The 24,032-nt window shown below is 45.4% G+C and carries 33 protein-coding genes, 2 tRNA genes and 1 pseudogene; 18 read left to right on the top strand and 18 right to left on the bottom strand.

The genetic code is table 11. From position 1 onward, the window contains the following. On the top strand, positions 1–254 hold a 254-nt coding region (locus ACHZA2_RS18390; protein WP_319580988.1), incomplete at its 5' end, for a permease. A gap of 389 nt (positions 255–643) precedes the next feature. On the opposite strand, the gene ACHZA2_RS18395 is transcribed toward ACHZA2_RS18390, so the two are convergent. Continuing rightward, entirely contained in the window at positions 644–1,741 is a 1,098-nt protein-coding gene (locus tag ACHZA2_RS18395; RefSeq protein WP_319578208.1) for a transposase, read from the bottom strand. A gap of 255 nt (positions 1,742–1,996) precedes the next feature. On the opposite strand from ACHZA2_RS18395, the gene ACHZA2_RS18400 reads away from it, so the two are divergent. Then, positions 1,997–2,344 carry a metalloregulator ArsR/SmtB family transcription factor gene (locus ACHZA2_RS18400; RefSeq protein WP_319580989.1) on the top strand — a complete coding sequence of 116 codons (348 nt, stop codon included), beginning with the start codon at positions 1,997–1,999 and terminating at the stop codon, positions 2,342–2,344. A 202-nt stretch (positions 2,345–2,546) separates the two neighbouring features. On the opposite strand, the gene ACHZA2_RS18405 is transcribed toward ACHZA2_RS18400, so the two are convergent. Both ACHZA2_RS18405 and ACHZA2_RS18410 read right to left on the bottom strand, forming a co-directional pair. Next, a complete protein-coding gene (locus tag ACHZA2_RS18405) occupies positions 2,547–3,443 on the bottom strand; it encodes a cation diffusion facilitator family transporter (protein WP_319580990.1) in 897 nt (298 codons plus the stop codon). A gap of 47 nt (positions 3,444–3,490) precedes the next feature. Next, a complete protein-coding gene (locus ACHZA2_RS18410) occupies positions 3,491–4,198 on the bottom strand; it encodes a tetrahydromethanopterin S-methyltransferase subunit A (protein WP_319580991.1) in 708 nt (235 codons plus the stop codon). 86 nt (positions 4,199–4,284) lie between these two features. On the opposite strand from ACHZA2_RS18410, the gene ACHZA2_RS18415 reads away from it, so the two are divergent. From ACHZA2_RS18415 to ACHZA2_RS18445, 7 genes and pseudogenes are all read left to right on the top strand, one after another. After that, on the top strand, positions 4,285–4,530 hold the full coding sequence (locus ACHZA2_RS18415) for a winged helix-turn-helix transcriptional regulator (RefSeq protein WP_394698652.1): 246 nt from the start codon (positions 4,285–4,287) through the stop codon (positions 4,528–4,530). An 89-nt stretch (positions 4,531–4,619) separates the two neighbouring features. After that, positions 4,620–5,183: a redoxin family protein gene (locus ACHZA2_RS18420; protein ID WP_319580992.1), complete on the top strand. Its 564-nt coding sequence runs from the start codon at positions 4,620–4,622 to the stop codon at positions 5,181–5,183. Positions 5,184–5,335: 152 nt separating this feature from the next. Continuing rightward, the gene (locus tag ACHZA2_RS18425) at positions 5,336–5,779 is read left to right on the top strand and encodes a hypothetical protein (RefSeq protein ID WP_319580993.1); all 444 of its coding nucleotides are present in this window, start codon (positions 5,336–5,338) and stop codon (positions 5,777–5,779) included. Positions 5,780–5,858: 79 nt separating this feature from the next. Next, a complete protein-coding gene (locus ACHZA2_RS18430; protein ID WP_319580994.1) occupies positions 5,859–6,365 on the top strand; it encodes a hypothetical protein in 507 nt (168 codons plus the stop codon). A gap of 281 nt (positions 6,366–6,646) precedes the next feature. Continuing rightward, entirely contained in the window at positions 6,647–7,780 is a 1,134-nt protein-coding gene (locus ACHZA2_RS18435; protein WP_319580995.1) for an aspartate aminotransferase family protein, read from the top strand. 305 nt (positions 7,781–8,085) lie between these two features. Then, positions 8,086–8,598: pseudogene (locus ACHZA2_RS18440) on the top strand (GntP family permease); the annotation flags it as partial. 247 nt (positions 8,599–8,845) lie between these two features. After that, the gene (locus ACHZA2_RS18445; RefSeq protein ID WP_319580998.1) at positions 8,846–9,382 is read left to right on the top strand and encodes a hypothetical protein; all 537 of its coding nucleotides are present in this window, start codon (positions 8,846–8,848) and stop codon (positions 9,380–9,382) included. Here the strand turns inward: ACHZA2_RS18445 and ACHZA2_RS18450 are convergent. Genes ACHZA2_RS18450 through ACHZA2_RS18465 form a run of 4 tightly spaced genes read right to left on the bottom strand, consistent with a single transcriptional unit; the run spans position 9,339 to position 10,730 of the window. Further along, positions 9,339–9,629, bottom strand: a complete 291-nt coding sequence (locus ACHZA2_RS18450; protein WP_319580999.1) for a hypothetical protein — start codon at positions 9,627–9,629, stop codon at positions 9,339–9,341. The genes ACHZA2_RS18445 and ACHZA2_RS18450 overlap by 44 nt on opposite strands. 26 nt (positions 9,630–9,655) lie before the next feature. Next, on the bottom strand, positions 9,656–10,183 hold the full coding sequence (locus tag ACHZA2_RS18455; protein ID WP_319581000.1) for a hypothetical protein: 528 nt from the start codon (positions 10,181–10,183) through the stop codon (positions 9,656–9,658). A gap of 45 nt (positions 10,184–10,228) precedes the next feature. Beyond that, positions 10,229–10,492: a hypothetical protein gene (locus tag ACHZA2_RS18460; RefSeq protein ID WP_319581001.1), complete on the bottom strand. Its 264-nt coding sequence runs from the start codon at positions 10,490–10,492 to the stop codon at positions 10,229–10,231. Continuing rightward, positions 10,458–10,730, bottom strand: coding sequence for a hypothetical protein (locus ACHZA2_RS18465; RefSeq protein WP_319581002.1), 273 nt, complete (start codon positions 10,728–10,730; stop codon positions 10,458–10,460). Before ACHZA2_RS18465 ends, ACHZA2_RS18460 begins: the two co-directional genes overlap by 35 nt. A 378-nt stretch (positions 10,731–11,108) precedes the next feature. On the opposite strand from ACHZA2_RS18465, the gene ACHZA2_RS18470 reads away from it, so the two are divergent. After that, positions 11,109–11,822 carry a hypothetical protein gene (locus ACHZA2_RS18470; protein ID WP_319581003.1) on the top strand — a complete coding sequence of 238 codons (714 nt, stop codon included), beginning with the start codon at positions 11,109–11,111 and terminating at the stop codon, positions 11,820–11,822. Beyond that, positions 11,812–11,940: a hypothetical protein gene (locus tag ACHZA2_RS18475; RefSeq protein WP_319581004.1), complete on the top strand. Its 129-nt coding sequence runs from the start codon at positions 11,812–11,814 to the stop codon at positions 11,938–11,940. The genes ACHZA2_RS18470 and ACHZA2_RS18475 overlap by 11 nt, the downstream gene beginning before the upstream one ends. Before the next feature lie 6 nt (positions 11,941–11,946). Here ACHZA2_RS18475 and ACHZA2_RS18480 read toward each other — a convergent pair whose 3' ends face one another. Both ACHZA2_RS18480 and ACHZA2_RS18485 read right to left on the bottom strand, forming a co-directional pair. Further along, complete coding sequence (locus tag ACHZA2_RS18480) at positions 11,947–12,792, bottom strand: trypsin-like peptidase domain-containing protein (protein ID WP_319581005.1); 846 nt, start codon at positions 12,790–12,792, stop codon at positions 11,947–11,949. A gap of 352 nt (positions 12,793–13,144) precedes the next feature. Next, a complete protein-coding gene (locus ACHZA2_RS18485; protein ID WP_319581006.1) occupies positions 13,145–13,465 on the bottom strand; it encodes a hypothetical protein in 321 nt (106 codons plus the stop codon). A 122-nt stretch (positions 13,466–13,587) separates the two neighbouring features. On the opposite strand from ACHZA2_RS18485, the gene ACHZA2_RS18490 reads away from it, so the two are divergent. Then, on the top strand, positions 13,588–13,824 hold the full coding sequence (locus ACHZA2_RS18490; protein WP_319581007.1) for a type II toxin-antitoxin system HicB family antitoxin: 237 nt from the start codon (positions 13,588–13,590) through the stop codon (positions 13,822–13,824). Further along, positions 13,817–14,050 carry a type II toxin-antitoxin system HicA family toxin gene (locus ACHZA2_RS18495; RefSeq protein WP_319581008.1) on the top strand — a complete coding sequence of 78 codons (234 nt, stop codon included), beginning with the start codon at positions 13,817–13,819 and terminating at the stop codon, positions 14,048–14,050. Before ACHZA2_RS18490 ends, ACHZA2_RS18495 begins: the two co-directional genes overlap by 8 nt. A 114-nt stretch (positions 14,051–14,164) precedes the next feature. On the opposite strand, the gene ACHZA2_RS18500 is transcribed toward ACHZA2_RS18495, so the two are convergent. Continuing rightward, entirely contained in the window at positions 14,165–14,332 is a 168-nt protein-coding gene (locus ACHZA2_RS18500; protein ID WP_319581009.1) for a hypothetical protein, read from the bottom strand. Between ACHZA2_RS18500 and ACHZA2_RS18505 the strand changes: the two genes are divergently transcribed. Further along, positions 14,331–14,522 carry a hypothetical protein gene (locus ACHZA2_RS18505; protein WP_319581010.1) on the top strand — a complete coding sequence of 64 codons (192 nt, stop codon included), beginning with the start codon at positions 14,331–14,333 and terminating at the stop codon, positions 14,520–14,522. The genes ACHZA2_RS18500 and ACHZA2_RS18505 overlap by 2 nt on opposite strands. Before the next feature lie 462 nt (positions 14,523–14,984). On the opposite strand, the gene ACHZA2_RS18510 is transcribed toward ACHZA2_RS18505, so the two are convergent. Continuing rightward, positions 14,985–15,059, bottom strand: a tRNA-Glu gene (locus ACHZA2_RS18510). A 106-nt stretch (positions 15,060–15,165) separates the two neighbouring features. Here ACHZA2_RS18510 and ACHZA2_RS18515 point away from each other — a divergent pair. Next, positions 15,166–16,278, top strand: a complete 1,113-nt coding sequence (locus tag ACHZA2_RS18515; RefSeq protein WP_319581011.1) for a GTP-binding protein — start codon at positions 15,166–15,168, stop codon at positions 16,276–16,278. On the opposite strand, the gene ACHZA2_RS18520 is transcribed toward ACHZA2_RS18515, so the two are convergent. Further along, positions 16,265–17,380, bottom strand: a complete 1,116-nt coding sequence (locus tag ACHZA2_RS18520) for a tRNA (guanine(10)-N(2))-dimethyltransferase (protein WP_319581012.1) — start codon at positions 17,378–17,380, stop codon at positions 16,265–16,267. The two genes, ACHZA2_RS18515 and ACHZA2_RS18520, sit on opposite strands and share 14 nt — an antisense overlap. A 60-nt stretch (positions 17,381–17,440) precedes the next feature. On the opposite strand from ACHZA2_RS18520, the gene ACHZA2_RS18525 reads away from it, so the two are divergent. Beyond that, positions 17,441–17,515 (top strand) — tRNA-Arg (locus ACHZA2_RS18525). Positions 17,516–17,533: 18 nt separating this feature from the next. Further along, the gene (locus ACHZA2_RS18530) at positions 17,534–18,379 is read left to right on the top strand and encodes a geranylgeranylglycerol-phosphate geranylgeranyltransferase (protein ID WP_319581013.1); all 846 of its coding nucleotides are present in this window, start codon (positions 17,534–17,536) and stop codon (positions 18,377–18,379) included. Between the two features lie 69 nt (positions 18,380–18,448). Here ACHZA2_RS18530 and ACHZA2_RS18535 read toward each other — a convergent pair whose 3' ends face one another. Genes ACHZA2_RS18535 through ACHZA2_RS18550 form a run of 4 tightly spaced genes read right to left on the bottom strand, consistent with a single transcriptional unit; the run spans position 18,449 to position 21,979 of the window. Continuing rightward, complete coding sequence (locus ACHZA2_RS18535) at positions 18,449–19,150, bottom strand: DUF116 domain-containing protein (protein ID WP_319580903.1); 702 nt, start codon at positions 19,148–19,150, stop codon at positions 18,449–18,451. Between the two features lie 10 nt (positions 19,151–19,160). Then, a complete protein-coding gene (gene mtnA / locus ACHZA2_RS18540; RefSeq protein ID WP_319581014.1) occupies positions 19,161–20,216 on the bottom strand; it encodes an S-methyl-5-thioribose-1-phosphate isomerase in 1,056 nt (351 codons plus the stop codon). Then, a complete protein-coding gene (locus ACHZA2_RS18545) occupies positions 20,203–21,495 on the bottom strand; it encodes a CoB--CoM heterodisulfide reductase iron-sulfur subunit A family protein (protein WP_319581024.1) in 1,293 nt (430 codons plus the stop codon). Before ACHZA2_RS18545 ends, mtnA begins: the two co-directional genes overlap by 14 nt. Further along, entirely contained in the window at positions 21,488–21,979 is a 492-nt protein-coding gene (locus ACHZA2_RS18550) for a gamma carbonic anhydrase family protein (protein WP_319580901.1), read from the bottom strand. Before ACHZA2_RS18550 ends, ACHZA2_RS18545 begins: the two co-directional genes overlap by 8 nt. 197 nt (positions 21,980–22,176) lie before the next feature. Between ACHZA2_RS18550 and ACHZA2_RS18555 the strand changes: the two genes are divergently transcribed. Beyond that, positions 22,177–22,650 carry a phosphopantetheine adenylyltransferase gene (locus ACHZA2_RS18555; RefSeq protein WP_319580900.1) on the top strand — a complete coding sequence of 158 codons (474 nt, stop codon included), beginning with the start codon at positions 22,177–22,179 and terminating at the stop codon, positions 22,648–22,650. Here ACHZA2_RS18555 and pyrI read toward each other — a convergent pair whose 3' ends face one another. Beyond that, entirely contained in the window at positions 22,651–23,118 is a 468-nt protein-coding gene (gene pyrI, locus ACHZA2_RS18560; protein WP_319537478.1) for an aspartate carbamoyltransferase regulatory subunit, read from the bottom strand. Continuing rightward, positions 23,115–24,011 carry an aspartate carbamoyltransferase gene (pyrB, locus tag ACHZA2_RS18565; protein ID WP_319537479.1) on the bottom strand — a complete coding sequence of 299 codons (897 nt, stop codon included), beginning with the start codon at positions 24,009–24,011 and terminating at the stop codon, positions 23,115–23,117. Before pyrB ends, pyrI begins: the two co-directional genes overlap by 4 nt. Between the last annotated feature and the right edge of the window lie 21 nt (positions 24,012–24,032).

Consider the following 24,032-nt stretch of genomic DNA (forward strand, 5'->3'; position numbering starts at 1 on the left):
CCCTTGCCGTTCTTATCGGAATCCCGCTTTATATGAATGCAGTTGGTATGATTCCGATATTACAGGTTCTGACAGAAAAAGGTGTTGCCATGGGTACAGCTCTCGCATTTATGATGGCCGTCATAGGCCTTTCAGTGCCGGAGATGATAATTCTCAGGAAGGTTCTGAAGATTCGGCTGCTTGTGATTTTCGCCCTGATACTCTTTGTTGCGATTACGATAACCGGGATTATTTTCAACATGATATTAGGATAAATATCAGTATGATCACAAATTAGAGAAAAATTAGAACTTTTCACATGAATCAGTCATCCCCATGCAGATAGCTTATCCACCCACACAACCCCGCTCTCCTTTTTTTTACCGGATGAACGACCCCTCATTCAGATAACCTTTAAAACATTATTCAAAATAAATGGAGATTATATGAGGCTGTCCAATGAGAAGATGTAGATTGGACAGATTGTCAATCAAATGATTCGCTTTTTGTCGAACTACCAATTTTTACAATAGAATGAAAGATACACGCACTGCAAAGGATGGGAATCAACATCCAAACTACCCAAAATTACAGTTGAAAGACGAAAAATAACTAAAAACTCGATAGCATTCGCTACTTAATGGGATATCTGTATTTTATTTTTTCAGTAATATTTTGATAGATCCTGACCCTTTCCTTGGTTTTTTACTAAATTTGCAAGTAATACAAACTGATATGAAATGAGATTCAATGTCATGTAAAATTCTTTAGATCTTTTCTGAATCCATTTTACACTGAAATTAAACATTCGTTTCATGTGTGAATGAGTTCTTTCACAATCTGCCCTTGATTTGTATTCAACTCTGAAATTTGGATTAAGTAAGTTCTGATTGCGAAGATACATCCCAACCTGTTTCTCCCTTCCGTTATTCGTGAGAAATAGTAGTTTTTTCTCAATAGAATCTCGAATGTCTCCCCCTTTCTTCCACATTTTATTTACCCAATGATCAATTCTCTCAATTGTCCCCTCTATGTTCAAAATTGCGTTCTTGCTTGGATCGATTAGTGGCTGAATTCTGAAAATTTTCCAGTATCTCGCATAAATCATGAAGGAATCATAGCCACCATCAAGTTGAACTTTGATCATGCTTGGATTCATTGTACCAACAATTTCAGCTAATGGGATTGCATATGGGGAATCATGAGCATTACCTTCAGAAAATATTCCATACAGTGGAAAGTTGTTTAAATGAAATATGTGATATTTGTGCATCCTGCAAGCGTAATGGGGATTATATTCAGCATATTTATCATATCTTGAGGCTTCAATAGGGGTTGAATCAACCATTCCGTGACCATTCTGAATAGATTGACATGCAATGGCTCCGTTTAGGTACATGATCTTCTTAAAGCCGTCTAATCGCAAACGATTGTAAGCAAAATCATGTAAATTACTTGCAGAGGGAATATGATATCTTCCGGGCTCTATTTCAGGAATTCCAAGAGCAATGCAATCTTCAAGTGTTAGTGATTTGATGAATTTTCGATAGGATTGTTTTCGAAAGGAATGGACAATCAAGAGTTTGAATAATAATATTGGTGAATATAACCATTTTCGAGTTTGGCTGTAATTGAGATGGTTGTGCAATTCAATTTCAATCTGGGTAAGATCCATTTTTCCAAGTAATGTACTGATTGAAACACTATTTGTTGGATTTACAGTCCCATGTAATGTCCTTTTTTCGTTTGAGCCAACGAGCATAGAGGCCAGTTTCAATAGTATATAATGTTGCCGAAATCGGTCCCACGGCAATTAACGAAATGAAAAAAGAGTGGAGAGTCGAGAAATTTTATGAACTATTTATATAATAGGACCTTCGTTGGACGGCCTCTATATCAAAGAGAAATTTTTGAAAAACCTGTGCCATAGTTTATTAATAGGAATGCATTTCATATTTAATTGAATTTTTGAAAATACTCATGAATACAAACCCAAGACTACCGGTATGACACATTCATGAAATCAATTGATATACCCGAACGGGTTCAGGGCATTCTGGATTCTGTAATAGGAGTGGATGAACTTTGTGAACGTCTCCCTTCTCTAACTCATATCTCACAGATGAGTAACATCCATCATGCACTGTCAGATCCAATTCGGCTAAAAATCCTTTATCTTCTTGCAATCCAACCGCTCTGTGTCTGTGTCATCAAAGAATGCGTAAAAATCGCAGATTCAAAACTCTCATATCACCTTACCGTGTTGAAAAAAGGGAATCTCATTGAAGGAGATCAACAGGGAACATGGATAATTTATCGGATCACGGATCTCGGAGAGCAAATGCTCACTCCGGAACATGAATAAGGGGTGAAAATGATGAGATTTGGATATGTTCAATCTCCGAAAATCATCCCTATTTACCTGTTCTTTACCAGCGGTCCGATATTATGAATAATATCACTGCTTCCTGAAATCACGACGTCACCGATAAAACGAGTGAGGATTTCTTACAAATCATGTTCATACTTGTTTGATATTTTCAATGAATGTGATGTCATTGTGCTGTTCACTCCGGATGACTCCGGACCTCTTCGACAACTGAACAGGTCGTGCAGACGTTGCATTCAAACTCCAAGGTCGAATAAAGAATCTGATACTTCCTGAGCCGTTCCTTGATCTCCTGTTTCATCTGTTCAATCTGATCCACATCACGAACGCAGGAGTAGACATGGGTATCGAGGACATGGATGTTTGAACAGAGACTCCAGAGGTGGAGATGATGGACATCCTCCACACCGGAAACTGATCTGATCTCTGCAATCACCTCATCGAAACTGACTGATCGGGGAGCGAACTGGAGAAGAATTGCGATCGTCTCTCTGAGTAATCCTACTGCAGTTCCGATGATGATCACTCCGATAATCACTGAGAGGATGGGATCGATGAGCACCTGACCGGTGAAATAAATCCAGACTGCTGCCCCGATGACCGCAACAGATGAGAGCGTATCTCCCAGTACATGAAGAAATGCACTCCGCATATTCAGGTCATGGCTCCCATGGAGCAGATGGATGATTGCAAGGTTTGCAATAAGACCGATGATAGCGACTCCCATCATGATTCCGCCCTGAATGGGAGTCGGGGAGAGAAACCGCTGGTATGCCTCCCAGATAATGATCCCACTGATGACCACCAGGAGAACCGCATTGATAAATCCTGCAAATATCTCTGTCCGGTGCAGTCCGTATGTCTGTTCTTTGGTGGCAATACTCGTTGCAAGGATCATGGCCACGAGTGAGAGGATCAGCGAGAGGAGATCGCTGAGCATATGACCGGCATCGCTCACCAGGGCAAGTGAGCCGGAAAGTAATCCTCCGATGACCTCGACGAGTAAAAAGAGAGCCGTGATCAGAATTGAGAGTTTGAGTCGGTTGATATTTGGCGAATGGGTATGCTCAGTCATAGAATGGTATGAAGACTACAGGACTGGTGAGGTCTACTCCGGTGTTCTTACATCCTCTCTTTTCGTGTTTCTTGTTCCCGTTTCTTCCTGGCAGACTCTTTTATCTTTTCCATCAGGTCGAGAGCCTTCTGCTTCGCCTCACGCTCCTTCTCATCCTTTGGTTCTGCCCAGGGCTGTGTCACTTTCCAGGTGATCTTCCCGTTTAATGGAGGATCAGGATAAGCTCCGGGATCATAAAGCGAGTATGACATAAACTCTGTCGGAGTTTCCTGGTAACAGGACCAGACGGCCTGCCTGATAACCGACTCATTCTGATGCTGGCAATCTACCAGAGTGATCTGATCTCTGAACCGGGCGATCATCTCTTTGGAAATATTATACAGGTTTGCCGTGAGGGCATCGGTCCCGATAATCTTGTTCTTTTCATCGACCCCGTTCTTGATCAGAGCTTTGATGGCATCCCCGGTCCGATGACCTTCGGTTTCAGGTCCTCCGAGAACAAGATACCGGATGTTCGGGTTCGCGACAATGTTGCATACAATCTTCTCAATGCCGATATTTGCCGTCTGCACCGTTCCTGATAATGCTGCACCGGACTCTATCCCGGTCCTGACCAGGCGTTCAAGTTCTGGTGGGATCTTATCTTCATCGGTGGTGAGGATGATCACAACCGCAACCGGGGAGTAATCATTCCCTCGTAGATATCGTCCTTCCTCGGGAGGATAATCAGGATGAGGAGGTTGTTTATATGTCATATTATATGCCTTCAGACATACAGGAATGATTCTCTGACAATTTAATTATTGTTGAAATATTCGAGAGTTCATCCAAAACATCACGGATACTTCTCGCTATCAGTGAGACACCCGGTATCTCACGAGGAGAACTGGCAGACATTTTAGGTATTGCCGGTTCATCAGTAACCAAACAGGTCCAAAAACTTATCACCGAAGGATTTGTGTCTGTTCAAAAGGACAAAAAGTTCACAAGATATTATCTCATGGATATTTCTTCCAAACTCCCACAGAACATCTCACCCCTCAACATGATACCATACCAGATGATCCGGAAGATTACCTCCGACTAAAGAACGGAGCGAATCACCTGGATAGTAATTCCCTTTATGCAATAGGGGTACATAACACAACGAGCACATTTCATACAAAATAGATTATTATGCATAATCCACGAGATCAAATCACCCTTATCCTCATCTGTTTTGCCTGCATCCTCGTCACCGGCTGTATTACAAATACCGGGGATGGTATATCGAAACAGAAACCTGCACCCACTGCCGTTTCCGAAATTGAGTGGATGACGATTCCGATCACCGACGCAGTGACCGGTAAACAGACTTCAATTGCAGAACTTGGATCGCAGGGAAAACCGATCATAGTGCATACCTTCGCAGTATGGTGTCCGGCATGTTCTATGCAGCTTCGTGAAACAAAAAAACTTAGTGAAAATAATCCTGATAAATTCATTATTCTCGGGGTAGATATCGATCCGAGAGAGAACACCGCTCAGGTTAAGAATCATATTGAAAAGAACAAGTTTGCCGGTATTTTTGTGACTGCTCCTAAAGAGTTTACTCAAAGTCTGATTCAGACCGTCGGTACTCAGGTTGTTCAGTCACTTCCCCAGACTATCATCATTTCAAATTCCTCTTCGACATACATCGGAGACGGAGTATTTCCTGAGAAAAAACTGGAGTCAATACTCTCACAACTCCCCTCATGAACAGGTAAAAATGTCCCTATTTTTCCTGAACGATCATTCACACTCGTGCAAATCAGTGAATTAAAGGAAACTTATTATTTCAAGAAAAATAAAATTCAATGAATGTTGAAATAATTGGTCTGATTATTTCTCATCCATGGAGTATACAAATTATGAAAACCTCATCATCTATACGGTGGATCCTGGCATGCCTACTTGTCATCGGATTATATCTCTCAGTGTTCCCGGTTTCGGCGACGATATTTACCAAAGAGGTATCCAATCTCACTGAGCCTGAACTCTATAAATTGACGAATGGTACTGCTCCGACAGAAGCGAAGGAACCGGTTTATTTCCTGTATGATCCTGAATGTGGTTCCTGTGCTCCGGCACATGAATACCTCCAGGCATACCTGGAGCAACACCCGGATGTTAACGTAGAAATGCTGAGCTTATCGGAAGGGACTGAAGGAAAAGACAAGTATGACGAGCTCAAGGCAGCATTCCACCGGGAAAAGGTGTACATACCGGTCATGTACATCGGACCGATAGCCTTGGAAACATCTCATGACATCGAGGCGAATTTTGAAGATGTATACCGGTGGTATACTCAGTAACTCGTTATTTTTCTTACCTGTCCGAATACGTTGCCCTCATGACCAATCCCAATTAATGAGAATCCAAACCTGAATGAGCATGATACGATCACATAATTTTCCTGTAGGAACCCTGATGGCAGTCTTCATCCTTATCGGAATGATTCTGTCAGTCTTCCCTGCCTCTGCAACAATCTTCTTTGAAGACGGTGCAAACCGCACTGTATCAGATGTCTATACCCTAATGAATACCACGAAGCCGGCTGATGATGGCAGGCCGATTGTATTTTTTTATGATCCCGATTGTGGATCCTGCATTCCAGCACACGAGTATCTCACCACGTATATTGCTGATCATCCGGGTACCCCTGTTGAGATGGTAAACCTGTCATACAACCAGGAAGGAGAAGACCGGTTGAATGATCTCTTACACACCTATCACCGTGAATGGATGAACATCCCGGTGATGTTTATCGGCCCGGTGGCACTTGAAGGGACTGATGAGATCATCAACGGATTTGAAGATGTGTATTCATGGTATACCGGACGTACACCAGCTGCGATGAATATTTGGGATTCATTCCTGAAGATGCTTGGATTTGTGTGAATACAATCGAACGATAATCAATTAGGAGGTGAATTTCTCATATAGTCTGGTGAGGGATGTGGTATACATCTCCCGGATGGTCTCTTCATGGGGAACCTGTCAGATCCCATAATAGAACGAAATTTTATTCTTCTCCTAATTATTTATCGGATTGTGCGTAAAATAATACAAGATTATCGCGGCAATTAGATTATTTCAAAAGAGGCAACTCAATGAATAAAACGATGAACACGTTTTTCATAGAAGATTCGTATTATATTCCTTTCGCAGACAAAACGCACATGTCAATTGAGAAAGGCGACGGGGTGTATGTCTGGGATGAAAACTGCAAACAGTATCTGGATTTCACCTCCGGATGGGGGGTTACCTGTATTGGTCATGCCAATCCGATAATCACTGATGCACTCTGCACTCAAAGCAAAAAGATCATACAAAATCCGAATTCAGGAGCAACATATTCACCTGCACGTTCCCGATTGATCCAACTCTTCCATGAGATTCTTCCTGAACATCTTACCCGGATATTCTTTGCCAATAGTGGAGCAGAAGCAAATGATGCAGCAATCAAGATAGCCCGGAAGGTTACGGGAAAGAAAAATATTATATCAACTGAAATGAGTTTTCACGGACGGACAATTAGTACCGTTTCTGCAACCGGACAGGATGTTCACCGGAATAAATTCAATCCGCTTATGCCAGGGTATTTCTTTGTACCGTTTAATGATATTGCTGCGGTTAAGGAGATCATCGACCAGGATGTGGCTGCGGTCATCGTGGAGCCTATCCAGGGTGAAGGTGGCGTAAATATTCCTTCAGAATCATACCTTCTGGAATTATCGGAAGTATGCCGGAAACATGGCGTTCTTTTTATCGCTGATGAGATACAGACCGGGTTTTTCCGGACAGGTCCGCTTTTTTATTCCACTAGCAAGGGAGCTAAACCTGATATAATCACGATGGCAAAAGGAATCGCTGGAGGATTTCCCTTTTCTGCATTTGCGGTCACCGATGAAGTTGTAAAAGGTATCCAGAAAGGGGATCATGGAGGAACATATAACGGAAACCCTCTTGGCTGTGCAGTTTCTGAAGCAGTTATTCGTTATTTGATTGATTCGGATATCCAATCGCATGTCAGTAATCTGGGTATTGAAACCATCAAGCGTTTGAATGAGTGGAAAGAGAAGTACCCAAAGGCGATTACTGAAGTGAGAGGTCAGGGTCTGTTGATTGCTCTTGAACTGACCGACGACTCAAAATCTGCGGAAATCGTAAAACGATGCCAGGATAATGGTTTAATCTTAAATCTGAAACATGGTCATATTATCAGGATTTTTCCTGCTCTCACGATTACCAGATCGGAGATGCAATCAGGGCTTGATATTCTTGAAAAAGAAATTGTTACCTGTTACTCCTAACACCCTTTTTTCTATACTTCGAATGGTTCCCGCAGCCTCACCTGATATCTGTTTAAAGCGACTTTAAAATCAGGACGTAAGAGTTTGCATACATCCAGGTGAGGGATGCAAAGCACATCCGCTTACCGATCTCCTCAACGAATTATAATCTGGGACTAGTGTCTCTGGCCACTTAATAAATAAATGCTTTTCCGAGGATTCTACCAATTTACGATGACGGAGAGGACTATCGTGGTTATGAAAACATGCCGAAATTTCCTAATGAGAGGATTATTATTTGTTTTTGCATACAACCACTATAGAACATGGATCCCCTCATCGCATTCGTCATTACTCTTGCACTTATCACTATCGTCAGTATATGGTACCGGATCTCTCCGTTCTTCACCCTGATCGGTGGAGCGGTCTTATTCGGTCTACTGGCAGGAATGTCGCCTGATGCGACCATGCAGGGGATCATTGCCGGAATCGGGAAGGTATTTTCAGCATTTGGAATCATCATCCTCTGTGGGGCAGTCATTGCTAAACTTTTGCAGGAACAACATCATATCGAGGAGATCGTTGCAGATATTCGCAGATATGTAAAGAATCCACCAGTGATAGCAGGCTTGTCCGGATATCTCTTATTGGTCCCGATCACCTGTTGCATCACCGCATATATCATGTTGAATCCAATCCTTGACCAGCTTGAAAAAGACACCCGGAGGCGAAACGTCCTCTTGTATCTCGCTGCAATCGGGGGAATCATCTCCTATGCCCTCGTGTACCCGACTCCGGTTGTCATTCCGCTATACGCCGCGTTCTCCGGAGGAATAAGTCCGATCCTCTTTGATGCTGTCTCCATTCCACTCTCACTTCTTATCTTGGCAGGAATCTTTCTGTATTTCAGGTTTGCATATCCGGATCTTATCCTTCAATCAGGAACCGGGTCTCTTCCAGATATCTCCCATTCTGATCACTCTGATGTGAAGAATGGGTTCCACTGGAGAGCCTGGGCACCGTTCATTGCGATCCTTGTTTCCATTCCTATTGCCCCTCCTGCTCCTGAATCTCTCTCAGGGGAGTATGATCAACTTTATCATGCTGGTCGGGGCTGTTACCGCCATCGGTCTCGCTCCTACATCGGTTCGTGCCCATGGATTATCACAGGGAGCAAAGCATGCCGGTCTCATTATATTCGATATCTGTGGTGCTGGAGCCCTCGGTTTTGTAATCGTAAAAAGCGGGTTTGCACATGTTGCACTGCAACAACTGACCCATCTGATTCCGATCATTTTTGTCCCATTTGTTCTTGCCGCATTGATCGAGACCGCTCAGGGATCACGGGTCGTTACAGCCGTCATTACTGCCGAGGTTCTGGCTGGTTCTGAAGTCATCACCTCGATCCATCCGATTCCTCTTATCCTTCTGATAAGTGCAGGGTCATGTATTGTTTCTTATGTAACAGATCCGTTCTTCTGGCTTGTTCAGCGGACGACCGGGGATGACATCAAAACCGTGGTTAAAGAATACACTCTTCCGATAGCATTCGCGGGAATCGGAATATTCATTGTTGCTGTTATGATGGAATATCTGTTCTTTGGTACCATATCAGCGTCGTAATAATAGAGGGGAGATTATGATGTGTAATTGCAACTACCTCGAGATAGAGGTATTGAATAGACACAACCTCACTGGGAGGAGACGAATTCTCCTCCTCCATGTACAGAGTACCGATCACTTCGCTGGCAAAGATAAGTGATTCATGTGCCAGTTCTTTGTACTTCATCCAAGTGAACAGGAGACCGATACCGTTCAGAACGGCTGCTCCGGTTGAGACCAAGGCCAGGATGAGACTACCATCCAGCATATTCACCTCCTCCCAGAGCAACCTCTTCAGAGACTTGAATCGGACCGGCGGCATAAGTCGGCTGTTTTAGAGGTGTAATTATTCCGGGTTTCGGTTGAGAGAGACACCTGGTCGGTTCCGTTGATCAATGTTCTGGACCGGGTTCCTTCCTCTCCGACCTGTTTGACCGAGATGATCAGTCCGTTCTGCATCAACCCGAATGTAACTAGTTCTTCGGATCTCCTCTCCTCATTCTTCACTCCCATGAAGGAGCAGAGGAACGAGGAGACATCTGGTATCCGGCTGTTTTCAGCATACTCATCATACCCAATGGATCCCGAACTGTTCACCATGAGGGATGATTTGACCGGTCCAGTGAACGTGAGATCCCGGGAGAGGACAGCCCGGTCATCAGTGAAGAGGTGCTGACTGTACGATTGGTTCAGCCCTATGAATGATCCGGACAGCAAAGCTGCTCCATCACAACTGATGGAGGTTGAGATCATATCTGCCAGAGCGAACTGCAGTCCGATGAGGATGCAGATGGTCCCGGCTCCAATGTAATACCAATTCATTCCCATAGCCTCGGAAAGGGGAAAAAAGGGGGTATTGAAAGATGTTTACGCGAGCAATGCAACGGTGTCGGCCCAGGCTTCAATTCCGGTCCTGATGGCATCAGCCTCATAGGACGAGAGGGTGACTGAATCACGGGAAAACCTGACCGTGAACAGTTCGCCATTTGAGTAATGGGCCTTGATGGTGCAGCTGATGATGCCCTGCGGGCGGTCATGGGATGGAGTTCCACCCATGGCGGTGTTCAGGGCGGTGGTTGCAACGATCGTACTGACATCAGTGATAGGCTGTAGGCGTCGGAGCCTTGACACTGATGTAACCGACGGTCTTTGCCTCGGTGTTTTCGTAGATGACCCGGCCGGAGTAGGACTCAGAAGATTTTGAGACCGCAGGGAGGGTTACTCCGGCTTTTTCATAGGACGTACAGCCCCATGGGTTGTTATCCAGGATATCCTGGACAAGTGCAGAGAAGGCGGTGAGACTGCCGATGGGAGCTGCAAGTTTCCGGACAGCTGTCTTCACTGTCGCAGTTGGTGTGAAATCTGCCATGTTCGATAGACCCCTGCCGTGATTGCATGTGGCTGAGTAGAGAATTAGATGGGTGTATATATATGGTTGAACAGGGATCTAAAACGGGAGGAGGAGAGAAGAGGGATAGGGAAACGCAGCGACAGAAGCAACAATGAGAAAGATATTTTATTAATTGTGAAATAATTAAAAAATATTCAGTGGTATTATTAGCTTCATTTATGTTGAGTATAGCAATTATCTACCAATTTTGATAACGAGTGTATAAATATTATAATTATTAGATCTCATTTAAGAATTATTTAAAATCCTCTAAATAATATAAATAAGAACAATTTTAATGTCAGTTTTTTAGATTATATGAAATTTTTTCTTTTTATTAAGTCAATAAAAGAAATAATGGTAAAAGAAAATTCTCTTTTAAAATCAGAAATTTTTTATTGGATTATTTCGTTGTTAATTTTTCCTGTTTCATTAGGGATACTTCTAGGATGTTTCGGAAGCCTATATTCTGGGAGCTTGTTTTTCCTTTCCTTAATATACTCAGTTTTATTTTTAACATTAACTCCATTTATTTATTGGAACTATAATGTTTTGGAAGATAGGTCTCACAAAAAACAGATTAATGTGCCGTTAAAACCATTAGACAACATCATAAATCGAAATGAAATAACTGAATCGGATAAATTTGTTATTCAACATCTTTTTGACCGACATAACAATCAATTAAGTTTTGTCGATGCTTTGGATACAAAATATTCTCAAATAATTGCCATTAATGTTGTTATTTTAAGTTTTATTTTTGATAAAATGAAAGATGCTCATCTGCAAGGTTTGTTTGTAATGGGGATTTTTATTATCTTTTCATCAATTCTTATTGGAATTCTAGGGTATGCTTGCCGAGATTTGTATGTGGGTGCCTCAAAACTTTTTTTCATGAATTATTCAACAATCTCTCCAAAAAAAGGTCTTAATGAATTATTAGAACAGTTAATTAGAGATATCGATCGAAATAAGAAGATTCAGAACATCAGGGCAAACATTTTCAATATCACATTAATTATAAATATTATTGGATTACTGATTGTTATATTAGGATACTATGTCACCTGATGAATCTAATGGGAAATATGATGATAAAGTTAAGAAGGCTGATTCCGGATATCGTGAATTAAATGAGAGCAGAAATCAAGCAATAATAAATAAGGATAAAAAGACTGAGGATAAGTAATATTATTTATATTCGAATATTATTTTTTTCTAAAAAAAAGTTTATAAGTTCTGATATTTCTTTTGCTTTGATATAATATCCTAAATGTATTAATAATTGATTTTCTCCACTAGTTGTACTCTGATCATTTTCCAACTCTCTTATGTTTCCATCGTTATCAATTACTGGTCCACTGAATAAAATACCTAATAATATTAGTCGATCACCAATAACAAGGGTTCCTTTTTTTAAATTATGGGAGCCTTCGTTTACAACAAGAATCGGAGAACCTGAGGATCCTGGAAAACAAGCCATATCTACCATCCCTAAACTTTTTCCATTATGATCAATTGCAGGATGGGTTGCGGTAATCCCTTTTCTAATTAGAGGTAAGTTGTTTTGTTTATCCCATAAACCTCTGGGATAACCAATCATCAAAACATTTTCAACAGCAGATAATTCTTCTAGTTTTTCATCTGAATATATACAATTCATTTCTAAAGGTATGTAGAAGATATCCTTTCCTTGTTCTTTCATCCCCTTTATTAATGAGGCAATGGGCATCACACATAAATCTATAGTAGAATCTGGATGATTAGTCCAATTTTTATTACAATCAAAAATTGAGAATTCAAATGATTCCTTTAATGGAGTTGCAATATCTCCTTCTTTTACAGATGTATGTAGTAAGATATTCATTTGGACTCCATTTCTAACAACATGTTTATTTGTAAAAATTAGGGGTATGGTCCCATTTTTGGTATTTATATTAAAAAAGAAAGCAGTTCCTATAGAGATTGTATCGGTTTTATTTACTTCAATTCTTACTGTAGAAAATAGAAGTTTTTCACTTAATGAAATCGGTTTTATCATATTATTTAGTTATTGTATATCTATAGCATCTTTGTGATAACCAATTAATTTTACCAAGTTCAATTTGAAAATAAATCATTAAAAACTAATGACTTAATCTCAATTTTTAAAATTACCATTAAATGTCAGTTCACAATGTTATTCATATCAAATTGGGAAAGTTTAAATCTTGTTAAGCAAACGTTGAGTGTTTTTCAATTGTTTTTTAGATCAAGCTAGTGCCTCTCGTTATTTTAATTTCAATATCATTTTCGAGGGAGAATTATCCTCAAATTTAAGTGGCGTTAGTTACTGTTTACTAATATAAATATTATATTATGTTTACATATTTTGATCATAATTTTTAATTACCTCAACACCGCCCCCTTCCCTTCTTTTCCCTCAGAACTCTCTTCACCCGCTGCACTGGAGCCACAAACTGCTCACCCAATATCCCCATTCTCAATCCTCGTCCACTCTCAGACAGACTCATCACTCCGGCTTCTCCTCCTGTTCTATCCCAAATGACCTCATCACTGAGCCCAAGAACTACCGTAACTACCTGGGCCTTCCCAACAACAAACGATCCACTCCCATCCAGGAAGATCACAACAAACTCACCTTCAATCCTGAATCTTCCAACCTTCTCCAATAGACGAGACGACCGTTCACTGGTCACAACAAATCCGGGCATCAGATCACTCCTGCTATCTTCGGTTCCACATCACTGAAATCAGACTCTTCATAAAACGGCAAAGATGTTTATTGCCTTGCAAGTAAGATACTACAAAATAAATCATAATCATCCTGACAACTATGAAACTAACAATCCTCTGTGAAAAAGATGAAGAAGGGCATTTCGTCATGGAATGCCCTGAACTTCCAGGCTGCCTTTCTGAAGGTGATACCCTCGAAGAAGCTCTTGAGTCGATCAACGAGGCTATTGCCGGATGTATCACCAGTCGCATAAAGATCGCCACATGCACCCTCCTGAATAATACTCCAGATAACTTCTCATTCTCACTTGAGATCCCTGAAACCTCTCATGCCTAAATTACCCCGGGCATCAGGAGATCTCCACGTAGCTGCATTCAAACGGGCTGGATGGATGGTAAACCATATCGAAGGTAGCCATTACATCCTGATCAAAGAAGGCAGTCCTGTTCATCTTTCGATACCCGTTCACTCAGGCAAAGAACTCGGACCTGGATTACTTCGTAAGTTAATCCGGACAGCCGGATTAACCCCTGAAGAATACCTTGAGTTCTTTACCCGTTGATCCCTCCTCTCTCTCCTCTTCTGCAATATCCTGGCCCGGTTCCTCCGATAATACGCCCTGAAATTCTTCCGATGCTGGGAGATCTGGTGTTCTTTCCGAATCAACCGGAGAGCATCAATAAGGTGCATGCTCCTCCTCGAGCGGACATACCCGGAGATACCCGATCCCTTTCCCGGATAATTCACAGATCCGATTCCTCTGGACTGAACACTTCACGAACTTGAGATATGGGCACCGTTTCGTGAAACAGGTTTCAATAGTCGGCCTCCGGGACAGTCTCATGTTGACCCTCCGTATGCCAGCCGCTGTACCTGGGAATACCGGCCACAAGCCAGACAGTTCTTCTGCTATCGGTACAGTGGCAATGGCCGAGAGTGTGAGGGCAGAAGTTACTCCGGAAAACCGGAGAACGGTCCACGGCCAGTTGGATGATCATATCGTCACCCCGGATGACACGCAAAGATGCGAGTAGCAGGTCTCACACATTCCACTGTGATCACCCGGAACCTGCCAGCGATCGCATCACTATTCAGAACAAGAAATAGAGATATATTTGATAATATAATCAACTCCAGGAAGACCAAAATTCAAGCGTTTTAAGTGAAAATACCGGGAATATCTAAATATCTCCTAAAAATAACGACAAATCGCGGATTTCAACCTCTCATCATATCCTGTCGCTATTCCTGTTTTTCCATGTGAGACATATTGCCGGTCATGTTACCTTACCTTGAAAATAGCGGCCTGATATAAATCGATAATTTTTTAGAATATTCAAAAATGAGAGCCTTTATGGTGCTATTTTTGAACCGGTTTATTTATCAAAATCAGGCTGATCAATTTACCCGTTAAACCCGAAAATAAGCGCACTGCACTGAGTTTAAATGTGAGAATAGTATCAAAGGAGAATAAGCGAATGGTTGGTAAAATAATATGCTGATATGGGGATTTGAACCCCAGTCGATGGAGTGAGAGTCCAACATGATTGACCGAACTACACTATATCAGCAGACGCTTTAGTACATCTGCATCTTGTCCTCATGAATTTATCGTCACGATCTCTCTACTTTACACCACAAGTATATGAGGAGATTCTTCATAATTAATAAGGATATATGGCAGGAATTGAGGATCAAATAAAAGAAATAGAGGACGAGATCCAGAAAACTGTCTATAATAAAGCTACTTCCAAGCACATCGGGCGCCTGAAAGCAAAGCTTGCTAAGATGAAAGAGGACGCCGTAAACCGGGCTATGAAAGCCGGTGGCGGTGGCGAGGGGTATGCTGTCAAGAAATCAGGAGACGCTACTGTTGTCCTCGTTGGGTTCCCATCTACCGGTAAATCTACATTACTGAATAAACTGACCGGTACAGAGAGTGAGACCGCCGCATACGCATTCACCACCCTGACCGTTGTACCAGGAGCCCTTGAGCACAAGGGCGCAAAGATTCAGCTTCTTGATATCCCCGGACTCATTGCTGGTGCAGCGATGGGGAAAGGACGTGGGAAAGAGGTTATTGCCGTCGTCAGAACGGCGGACATGATCGTAATACTCGTGGATGTCTTCAACGAAAAGCACGTTGATGTTCTGCTTCGTGAACTCTACGACGCCGGTATCAGGATTAATGTGCCAGAGCCTGATATCACCATCAAGAAGACCTCGCGCGGAGGAGTTCGGCTCAATGCTGTCGGTGCTCTCGACCTTGACATCGAAGAGGTCCGGTCTATCCTGACAGAAAACCGGATAGCAAGCGCTGATATTCTTATCCGTGGTAATGCAACCCAGGATGACCTTATTGATGCTCTGATGGGCAGCAGAGTATATGTGCCTGCCATCGTGGTGGTCAACAAGATCGATCTCATCGATGAAGCAGAACGTACACAGATCGAGGCTGACCTCGCGGAACGGTTCGATATGGAGCCGGTGATGATATCAGCAGCTGCCGGGTATCACATGGAAGAACTCAAGGATGCCATCTATGACAGCCTTGGATTCATGCGACTCTACCTGAAACCGGTAGCGGGACCCGCAGACTTAGATGAACCCCTGATCATGCGACTCGGTGCAAAAGTAGAGGATGTCTGTAGAAAACTGCACCGGGATTTTTATGATAAGTTCAGATATGCAAGAATCTGGGGAGATTCAGTCAAACATGAGGCACAACGTGTCGGCCTTACCCATACCCTTGCAGATGAGGACATTCTGCAGATCGTTATTGAGCGGTAAGACGTTCACGAAGTATCTCAAGCGGGGCATCAGTTTTGATGCAGTATCCAGAATAATGTACCCGCGAAGCAGAATATCCCTCTTTTTGGAGTGACTCAAGCACTAAGGCTATCGGACCGGGCGAGACCCGGTATGCCTTGGCAAGTTTGTGATAATCGTATGAGTATGAGATTGCCGGCTCGTTTCTGCAACAGGTCAGGATCTTTTCAAGTTCATCAGGCTCTGCAAGACCGCTGGCAGGTAGCCGTTCTGTGAGAGTTGACAGGAAGTCTGTGTCCTGAATTGCTCCGGTCCAGAGCGGGCCGATCGGACTGAGTGGTTTACCACAGTGTGGGCATTCCTGCTGTTCAGGAAAAAGTCCGGTCCCCTCGGTCCGGTACAGACATGACGGGCACTGGTAGATGTACCCAAGCCTTGCCACGGTCTGATCTGCTGCCTGGGTCCCTCGTGCCAGCCTGAGATGCAGCCTGACAAAGTGTTCGTGGGCAAAACAGAACTGGGGGAGTATCCCCCTGTCGTATCGTGCAGTCATCCGGGCTGCATACCCGAGCAGGATCCGAAGCCCGACTTCTGCATGGTAGTCGGTGTTCATTGGCCTGGCCATGTACCTCCTGATCCCTGCCTTGAGATGAGCACCGCAGAGGGGCGCCGTATCGGTAGCTGTGATCCCGATCATCCTGATCGAACTCCTGATCCCTGCATCGATGAATGGTGCGGGTGTTCCGAACGGGTCGAGATCGACAAAGTCGAACGGTTCTTCTGACATCAGAGCATTGGCATCACGACAGGTGACGGTGGCATCAAGACCGAGATGATCAGCATTTTTTCTGATAAGTGAGGTCGCGTCGGGATCGCGGTCATTAATTGTAACATGGGTCCCGGTCTCGTGCCCTACGCGGCATCCCCTGATCCCACTTGCACCCATCGCATCAAGGTAGGTCCTGGGCTCTGTGCAGGCAGCAACAAGCACTGTTGCATCACGATTCAGAGCCATTCGTGGATTGTAGAAGATTGGGGCACTGCCTGGAGGAAAAACTGCGGTACTGTCATGCCTGGGAACCCACAGTGAGGTACTCCCTTCTTCTATCAATTCCAGTTCCATTCTTTCAGAAAATGGCCGTTCGATAGACTTATACCTTCCCGTATGCCACGTAATAAGGCAGGACGTGTGGCCTAGTCAGGATATGGCGTCAGCCTCCTAAGCTGAATGTCGGGGGTTCAAATCCCTCCACGTCCGTATCTTTTTTGTGATAGTATGAAACCTGCTGCTTTCTTCAGGATTATTCGGCCTCTCAATGCGGTTATGGCCGGATTTGCCGGAGTTCTGGCATTTGTCATCGCTACCGGCACGCTGATACCACCGGTTCTGATCATCTTCTTCATGGTTTTCCTGATCACCGCTGCCGGGAACGTGATCAACGACTATCACGATGCGGAGATCGATGCGATCAACAGGCCGGATCGTCCGATTCCTGCCGGAGAGATCAGCAGGAGAACAGCATTTGTATATGCAGTGCTGCTCTTTCTTGCAGCAAATATCATCGGGTTTTGCTTTGCCCCTCTACCACTCGTCATCATTGCAGTTGTAAACTCAGTACTGCTCTGGGGATATGCATCTCATCTGAAAGTGATGCCTCTGCTTGGAAACCTCGCAGTCTCGTACCTCTCTGCAAGTATCTTCCTCTTTGGCGGTGCCCTCCTGGGGTGGGAGGGTGTGATAGCAAATCTTCCGGTAGCAGGTGCATCATTCGGTGTTATCCTGGCACGGGAGTTGATCAAGGATGCAGAAGATATGCCTGGTGACCAGGAACAGGGAGCACGCACCCTGCCGATCCTCTATGGGCTCCGCATTACAGTCCTGGTTGCATCAGCAGCAGCAGTGATCGGGGTTATCATATCTCTCCTGCTCTACTTCAGATGGGGAAATTTCTATCTTACCGGAATAGTTCCTGTCGATCTGGTCATCCTCTTCGGTGCATTTCGCGCATTACGATGCAACACTCCCGATGAGATAAAAAAGTCCAAAAGTTCCCTTCTCATTAAGGTCGGGATGTTTGCATCGCTTCTGATATTCCTGGTATCTGCAGTGCTTTTTAGGTGAGAAAAAACCCCAATGGTACCCATTGGGGACCCCAGGGAAGATCGCTCTAATGTTTTTCACACAAAAAGATTACGTGGTATATTGCTGGAGTTCTGTTGGGATGTTCTTCGGGTCAATTCCGAGCAGGGCTACCTGGTATACCTCATCCCAGTTAACAGCGGTCTCAACACACCCGTCGCGGCTGGTAACAATTCCCATGGAGATGAGATTGAGTTGTCCTGCCATCTCTGTGCCCTCCTTGATCTCAATCAGGCATCCGATTCCGATGATGCCTTTAGGTCTGTACCGTTTCACCATCCTTTTGATGAATGAAGAGCCAGGCACGATGAAGAAATTGTATCCCATCTGCTCAAGCAGTGGTCTGGCTACTCCTATCTGGCACAACCCGCAGGAGCGACACTTGAGTCCTTCCTCATGCAGATGGGCAGGGCAGGCTCCCGAACGAAGACACTGGGGAACAAAGATAGCCCGCTGTGAAACAGGGATGTCAGTGAATGCCTTTCGATTCAGGGTGTTCTGCAGCGTGACCATGATGCGCAGGAACTCCTGATCCTCAACTCCGAAGAGTTTGAAGAGACCACGCATCATCCCCTCCAGAAATATGAGGCCTGCACGCATGAACTTCGGGAAGAGCAGGTTTCCTGAACGGATTGCGTGTATCGTCAGGAAGAGCAAAATGAATCCGCAGATCAGGCACCCGAGTACAAAGAGGACGGTAAGTTCTCCGATGATGGTGATAAAATGGGGATATAGCTCAAATACAGAGGTCATAATCCTATAGTCAGCTCCTCTGTCTGATAGCCCTGATATCAGAAAGATCTTCAGGCAGCCTGAATATTCCGTGTTCTGTGATGATCCCGGTTACCAGTGAGACAGGTGTTGCATCAAACGCCGGATTGTATACTTTCACTCCATCTGGTATCGTTTTTCTTCCTCCAAAGCATGCGATCTCATCACGGCTTCGTTCTTCAACGATGATATCTGCTTCGGCAGACTCCTCGTCAAAAGTTGAGAACGGGGCTGCCACATAGAACGGGATATGATGGGCATCCGCACAAACGGCGTGCATGTATGTTCCGATCTTGTTGAAGACAGCATCTTTTGTGATCCGGTCAGCCCCGACGATCACAACGTCAATCATCCCTTTCCTCATGAGCGATGCAGCCATTGAGTCGGTGATAACAGTGACATCAATACCGTCCTGTGCCAGCTCCCATGATGTAAGCCTTGCACCCTGCAGAAGCGGGCGGGTCTCGCAGGCATAGACCTGAACTTTTACTCCTGCCTGAACACCGGATCTGATCACCCCGAGTGCTGTTCCCCACTCCCTGCAGGCAAGTGCTCCTGCATTACAATGGGTGAGAATCCTGCACGAAGGTGGAAGAATGTTCCGGCCATGTTCTCCGATGGCATGACAGGTTCTGCTGTCATCATCTGCAACCTCTTCTGCCTCACTGACCGCCCGTTCACGGGCCGACGATACTGTCTGCTCTGCCAGCACAGCGGTGAGAACGCGATCAATCCCATAAAAGAGGTTGACTGCCGTGGGACGTGTTGACCTGAGCAGGTCTGCTGCATTTGACACCTCCTCTCTGAACTTCTCTGGTTCTGATGCGGTAGCGGTCAGGGCTGCGAGAGCAATACCATATGCACCGGCAACACCAAGTGCCGGAGCTCCCCTGATGTCCAGACATCGTATCGCTTCAGCCAGCCTTTTGATGTCATGTGCGGTCTCTTCATGATATTCTTCGGGGAGCCGTGTCTGTGCAATGAACTTTATTGCAGGAATATCCGGGTAAAAAATTACTGGTCTGAGTGGGGTATCAGAGGGTTGCATGCTCCCCCTTCATACTGGTGATGACTGCCCGCATTGCTGCAGCCCCGCCCTCTGCGACCGTGTCAGGAATATCCATCGGTTCCCGACAGGTGCCTGCGAGGAATATGCCGGGTCTGATCGATGTGATATGTTCTGACTTCTGATCGAGACCGGCAAAGAATCCGGTCTCGTCAAGGGTGATTCCGTACCGTTCAGCAATTGCTGCTGCATCGTTTTGTGGCCGTATGCCGACCGAGAGTACAACCAGGTCAGCATCGATCTTTACCAGTTCCCGGTTTTCTGTATTCTCCACATGCACCCTTACATGAGCATTATTCTGGTAAAGATCTCCTGGGAGTCCCCTGACAAATCTGACCCCTGCATTCTTTGCCCGCTCATAAAACTCCTCATATCCCTTCCCATATGCCCTGATGTCCATGTACAGGATTGTCACCTCGGTCTCCGGTGACTTCTCTCTGATGAGGAGTGCATTTTTTACAGCATACATGCAGCAGACTGCAGAGCAGGATGGGGATCCTGCTGTACAGTCACGCGAGCCCACACACTGGACAAAGACGATCTTCTTCGGCTTTGCACCGTCAGAAAGTCTCTTCAGGGCTCCCTGGGTTGGCCCGCTGGCATTGATCATCCGTTCGAACTCGATACTGCTGATTACATCAGGGATCTGGCGATAGCGGTACGAAGGTTTCTTTGTGGCATCAAACACCTCGTATCCTGTCGCAATAACCACTGCAGCAGCCTTAATGTATGCCTGCTCCTCTCCATCCTCATTATCCCTGAGGATAGCCCTCTTCCCACAGATACTATAGCAGAGGCCACAGTTGATACAGTGTTCTGTGTCACGGATCACGATATTGGGGACTACCTGCGGATGTGCCTTGTAGATCGCCTTGCGAACGCCAAGACCAGCATCGAACCGGTTGTACACCTCAACCGGACATATCGCAACGCAGTCATCACACCCGGTACATTCAGACTCTTTGACGTATCTGGGGTGTCTGGTAACATGTACCGTAAAGTCACCGGATTCTCCCTCAATGCTGGTGACCTCTGTGCAGGTGTGAAGTGATATCTTTGGATGCCGTGCAGCGTCAACCATCTTCGGGCTGAGAATACACATCGAACAGTCGTTGGTCGGGAAGGTCTTGTCCAGCATTGCCATATGTCCGCCGATGGTCGGCTCCCGCTCGATCAGATGGACGTGAATCCCATGATTTGCCAGATCGAGAGCAGCCGTGATCCCGGCAATACCGCCGCCAATGACAACAACTTCACTCAATAGCATGCTCCCGTGCGAGCTGTACGTATGATGAGGCGTTCTTGAGAGTAGCGGCAACCTCCTCGTCAGTCACCTGCCTGACCACCTTTCCGGGCACGCCGAGTACCAGTGAACGGGCTGGAATCTCCTTGCCTTCTGAGACCAGGGCCCCTGCCCCGATGATACTCTCCTCTCCGACAACCGCACCGTTCAGCACGATTGCCCCCATGCCGACAAGTACCCGGTCCCTGATCGTACATCCATGCAGAATTGCCCCGTGTCCTACCGAGACATCATCACCTACGATAACCGGATGACCTGCTGATGTGTGTACAACACAATTATCCTGAATATTTGAGCGTGCACCGATTGATATCCGATCCTTGTCTGCCCGTACAACCGCTCCGTACCAGACCCCGAGGTCAGGGCCTGAAACGACCTCTCCGATCACGGTGGCGTTTGGTGCAACAAATGCAGCCTTTGGAATATGCTGATGGATATTCATACGTTGGTACGGTATCTCCCTGTGGTCCAGACATACCACGGGAACACATCCGTTCACTCCTGTGTACATATCTGTAAGAAAGGCATAAAAGGATCAACCACCTCTCTGCTTCCCTGCGAATGACCCGGTAATTCTAAAACTGAACATCCTCTGCGATGAATATCCATAAACGTATGTGAACATAACCATGTTCAGACATGAAGGTGATGGTTGGGGGAACCTTTGACCCTCTGCATGACGGGCACAGGTTTCTTATCAGTCGTGCCTTTGAGCTCGCCGGGCCTGAAGGGACTGTAACCATCGGCCTGACCAGTGATCAGTTCGCGGATCGCAAATCTCATCCTATCCACCCGTATAAAGAACGGGAGGCAGCCCTTCTTATTTTTCTTGAAGAGAAGGGATTTCCCCGGATCTGGATCATCGAAGAACTTCATGACCGGTTCGGGTCAACACTTGATTCAGAGTTCGACGCACTTATCGTGAGTGAAGAGACATTTCCGGTTGCAAAAGAGATAAACCAGTTACGCAGAGACAAAAAGCGTCCCTGCGTTGAGATTCACCAGATCAGGTGCGTGCTCGCAGAAGACGGGAAGTGGATATCCAGCACAAGGATCTGGCGTGGTGAGATCGATGTGCATGGTCACCTGATCGATCACCAGTCCCAGATCTGATCAGATGATGTGCGACGAGATATCAGACCCGATGACTGTGTCACAGTAGGTACAGATAAGCCGTCTTCCCTGAACTGAGAACCTGCTGTTTACCGGCTCATTGGTATTGGTGATGCAGCACGGGTTTGGACATTTGAGCACTCCTATCAGGGTATCAGGAATATCAACACCCTTCTTTTCTACGACCCGCCGTTCCCTGATGATATTTATCGTCGCCCTTGGCGCGATGAGGGCTATCCGGTCCACCTCCTCGTCCTTGAGTTCCCTGTTCTCGATCTTGACTACATCTTTCCTACCAAGGGCACTGCTCACGACATTGGTAGCGACGCTTACACATTCATCTGTACTTCCTGTGATCCCAAGGATACGGAGCACGATCAGGGCCTCTCCACCGGTGATATGATCGATCACAGTTCCGTTCTGGATCGCATTTATCAACAGCCCTTCCTGGTACTTGTCGCTGTTCATTGCATCACCTCGAGAAGCATCGCCATCCTGACGGGCACACCGTTGCGTGCCTGCTGAAAGTATCGTGCATATGGAAGTGCATCCACTGCAGGATCGATCTCGTCAACGCGTGGGAGCGGGTGAAGGAGGACCAGGTGATCCTTCACGCCGTTCAGGAGAGATGGTGTGATCCGGTACCCTGCTGCAACGTCAAAGAATGAGGCCGGGTCCGGGAACCTCTCACGCTGGAACCTGGTTACATACAGCACATCAAGTTCGCGGATGATCTCTTCTATTGAGTCATGCTCTATGACTGCGCACCCTGTCTCCCTGAGATCATGCTTGAGTGACTCTGGCAGGCCAAGTCCTTTCGGAGAGATTGCATGGATCTCGGCGTTGTATCTGGTCAGTGCGTAGGCAAGAGAGTGGGTGGTCCTCCCGTACATGAGATCACCGATGAGACCGATTTTGATTCCATCAAGGGGCATTGACTGATGAATGGTATAGAGATCGATGAGGGTCTGTGACGGGTGCTGACCTGCACCATCGCCCCCGTTAATGACCGGAACATCTGCAAACTCACTTGCGAGCCTTGCTGCCCCGACCTTCGGGTGCCTGAGTACGATGGTATCTGCGTACCCGCTGACAACCCTGATGGTATCGGCGAGTGTCTCCCCTTTGGCCATTGAACTGACCTCGACACCGCCAAGGTTCATGCATGAACCCCCGAGTCGCAGCATTGCAGACTCAAATGACATTCGTGTCCGGGTACTGGGTTCAAAAAAGAGAAGTCCGAGAATTTTTCCTTTCAGCGGCTGTGCATCAGCACCGTGTTCAGCGATCCTGGCTGCCCTCTCTATCAGGTGATCAATCTGACTGCGATCCAGATCTCTGATTGAAATATAATGTCTCATGTGAGATGCCCTGCCGATTGT

The sequence above is a fragment of the uncultured Methanospirillum sp. genome, from assembly GCF_963668415.2.
GTDB lineage: Archaea > Halobacteriota > Methanomicrobia > Methanomicrobiales > Methanospirillaceae > Methanospirillum.

Excerpts from the sequence above, each read along its gene's own strand:
- ACHZA2_RS18395 (WP_319578208.1), bottom strand. The coding sequence starts at position 1,741 with ATGCTCGTTGGCTCAAACGAAAAAAGGACATTACATGGGACTGTAAAT.
- ACHZA2_RS18400 (WP_319580989.1), top strand. The coding sequence starts at position 1,997 with ATGAAATCAATTGATATACCCGAACGGGTTCAGGGCATTCTGGATTCT.
- ACHZA2_RS18405 (WP_319580990.1), bottom strand. The coding sequence starts at position 3,443 with ATGACTGAGCATACCCATTCGCCAAATATCAACCGACTCAAACTCTCA.
- ACHZA2_RS18410 (WP_319580991.1), bottom strand. The coding sequence starts at position 4,198 with ATGACATATAAACAACCTCCTCATCCTGATTATCCTCCCGAGGAAGGA.
- ACHZA2_RS18420 (WP_319580992.1), top strand. The coding sequence starts at position 4,620 with ATGCATAATCCACGAGATCAAATCACCCTTATCCTCATCTGTTTTGCC.
- ACHZA2_RS18425 (WP_319580993.1), top strand. The coding sequence starts at position 5,336 with ATGAAAACCTCATCATCTATACGGTGGATCCTGGCATGCCTACTTGTC.
- ACHZA2_RS18430 (WP_319580994.1), top strand. The coding sequence starts at position 5,859 with ATGATACGATCACATAATTTTCCTGTAGGAACCCTGATGGCAGTCTTC.
- ACHZA2_RS18435 (WP_319580995.1), top strand. The coding sequence starts at position 6,647 with ATGTCAATTGAGAAAGGCGACGGGGTGTATGTCTGGGATGAAAACTGC.
- ACHZA2_RS18445 (WP_319580998.1), top strand. The coding sequence starts at position 8,846 with ATGATCAACTTTATCATGCTGGTCGGGGCTGTTACCGCCATCGGTCTC.
- ACHZA2_RS18450 (WP_319580999.1), bottom strand. The coding sequence starts at position 9,629 with ATGCTGGATGGTAGTCTCATCCTGGCCTTGGTCTCAACCGGAGCAGCC.
- ACHZA2_RS18455 (WP_319581000.1), bottom strand. The coding sequence starts at position 10,183 with ATGAATTGGTATTACATTGGAGCCGGGACCATCTGCATCCTCATCGGA.
- ACHZA2_RS18465 (WP_319581002.1), bottom strand. The coding sequence starts at position 10,730 with ATGGCAGATTTCACACCAACTGCGACAGTGAAGACAGCTGTCCGGAAA.
- ACHZA2_RS18470 (WP_319581003.1), top strand. The coding sequence starts at position 11,109 with ATGGTAAAAGAAAATTCTCTTTTAAAATCAGAAATTTTTTATTGGATT.
- ACHZA2_RS18475 (WP_319581004.1), top strand. The coding sequence starts at position 11,812 with ATGTCACCTGATGAATCTAATGGGAAATATGATGATAAAGTTAAGAAG.
- ACHZA2_RS18480 (WP_319581005.1), bottom strand. The coding sequence starts at position 12,792 with ATGATAAAACCGATTTCATTAAGTGAAAAACTTCTATTTTCTACAGTA.
- ACHZA2_RS18485 (WP_319581006.1), bottom strand. The coding sequence starts at position 13,465 with ATGCCCGGATTTGTTGTGACCAGTGAACGGTCGTCTCGTCTATTGGAG.
- ACHZA2_RS18490 (WP_319581007.1), top strand. The coding sequence starts at position 13,588 with ATGAAACTAACAATCCTCTGTGAAAAAGATGAAGAAGGGCATTTCGTC.
- ACHZA2_RS18495 (WP_319581008.1), top strand. The coding sequence starts at position 13,817 with ATGCCTAAATTACCCCGGGCATCAGGAGATCTCCACGTAGCTGCATTC.
- ACHZA2_RS18505 (WP_319581010.1), top strand. The coding sequence starts at position 14,331 with ATGTTGACCCTCCGTATGCCAGCCGCTGTACCTGGGAATACCGGCCAC.
- ACHZA2_RS18500 (WP_319581009.1), bottom strand. The coding sequence starts at position 14,332 with ATGAGACTGTCCCGGAGGCCGACTATTGAAACCTGTTTCACGAAACGG.
- ACHZA2_RS18515 (WP_319581011.1), top strand. The coding sequence starts at position 15,166 with ATGGCAGGAATTGAGGATCAAATAAAAGAAATAGAGGACGAGATCCAG.
- ACHZA2_RS18520 (WP_319581012.1), bottom strand. The coding sequence starts at position 17,380 with ATGGAACTGGAATTGATAGAAGAAGGGAGTACCTCACTGTGGGTTCCC.
- ACHZA2_RS18530 (WP_319581013.1), top strand. The coding sequence starts at position 17,534 with ATGAAACCTGCTGCTTTCTTCAGGATTATTCGGCCTCTCAATGCGGTT.
- ACHZA2_RS18535 (WP_319580903.1), bottom strand. The coding sequence starts at position 19,150 with ATGACCTCTGTATTTGAGCTATATCCCCATTTTATCACCATCATCGGA.
- mtnA (WP_319581014.1), bottom strand. The coding sequence starts at position 20,216 with ATGCAACCCTCTGATACCCCACTCAGACCAGTAATTTTTTACCCGGAT.
- ACHZA2_RS18550 (WP_319580901.1), bottom strand. The coding sequence starts at position 21,979 with ATGAATATCCATCAGCATATTCCAAAGGCTGCATTTGTTGCACCAAAC.
- ACHZA2_RS18555 (WP_319580900.1), top strand. The coding sequence starts at position 22,177 with ATGAAGGTGATGGTTGGGGGAACCTTTGACCCTCTGCATGACGGGCAC.
- pyrI (WP_319537478.1), bottom strand. The coding sequence starts at position 23,118 with ATGAACAGCGACAAGTACCAGGAAGGGCTGTTGATAAATGCGATCCAG.
- pyrB (WP_319537479.1), bottom strand. The coding sequence starts at position 24,011 with ATGAGACATTATATTTCAATCAGAGATCTGGATCGCAGTCAGATTGAT.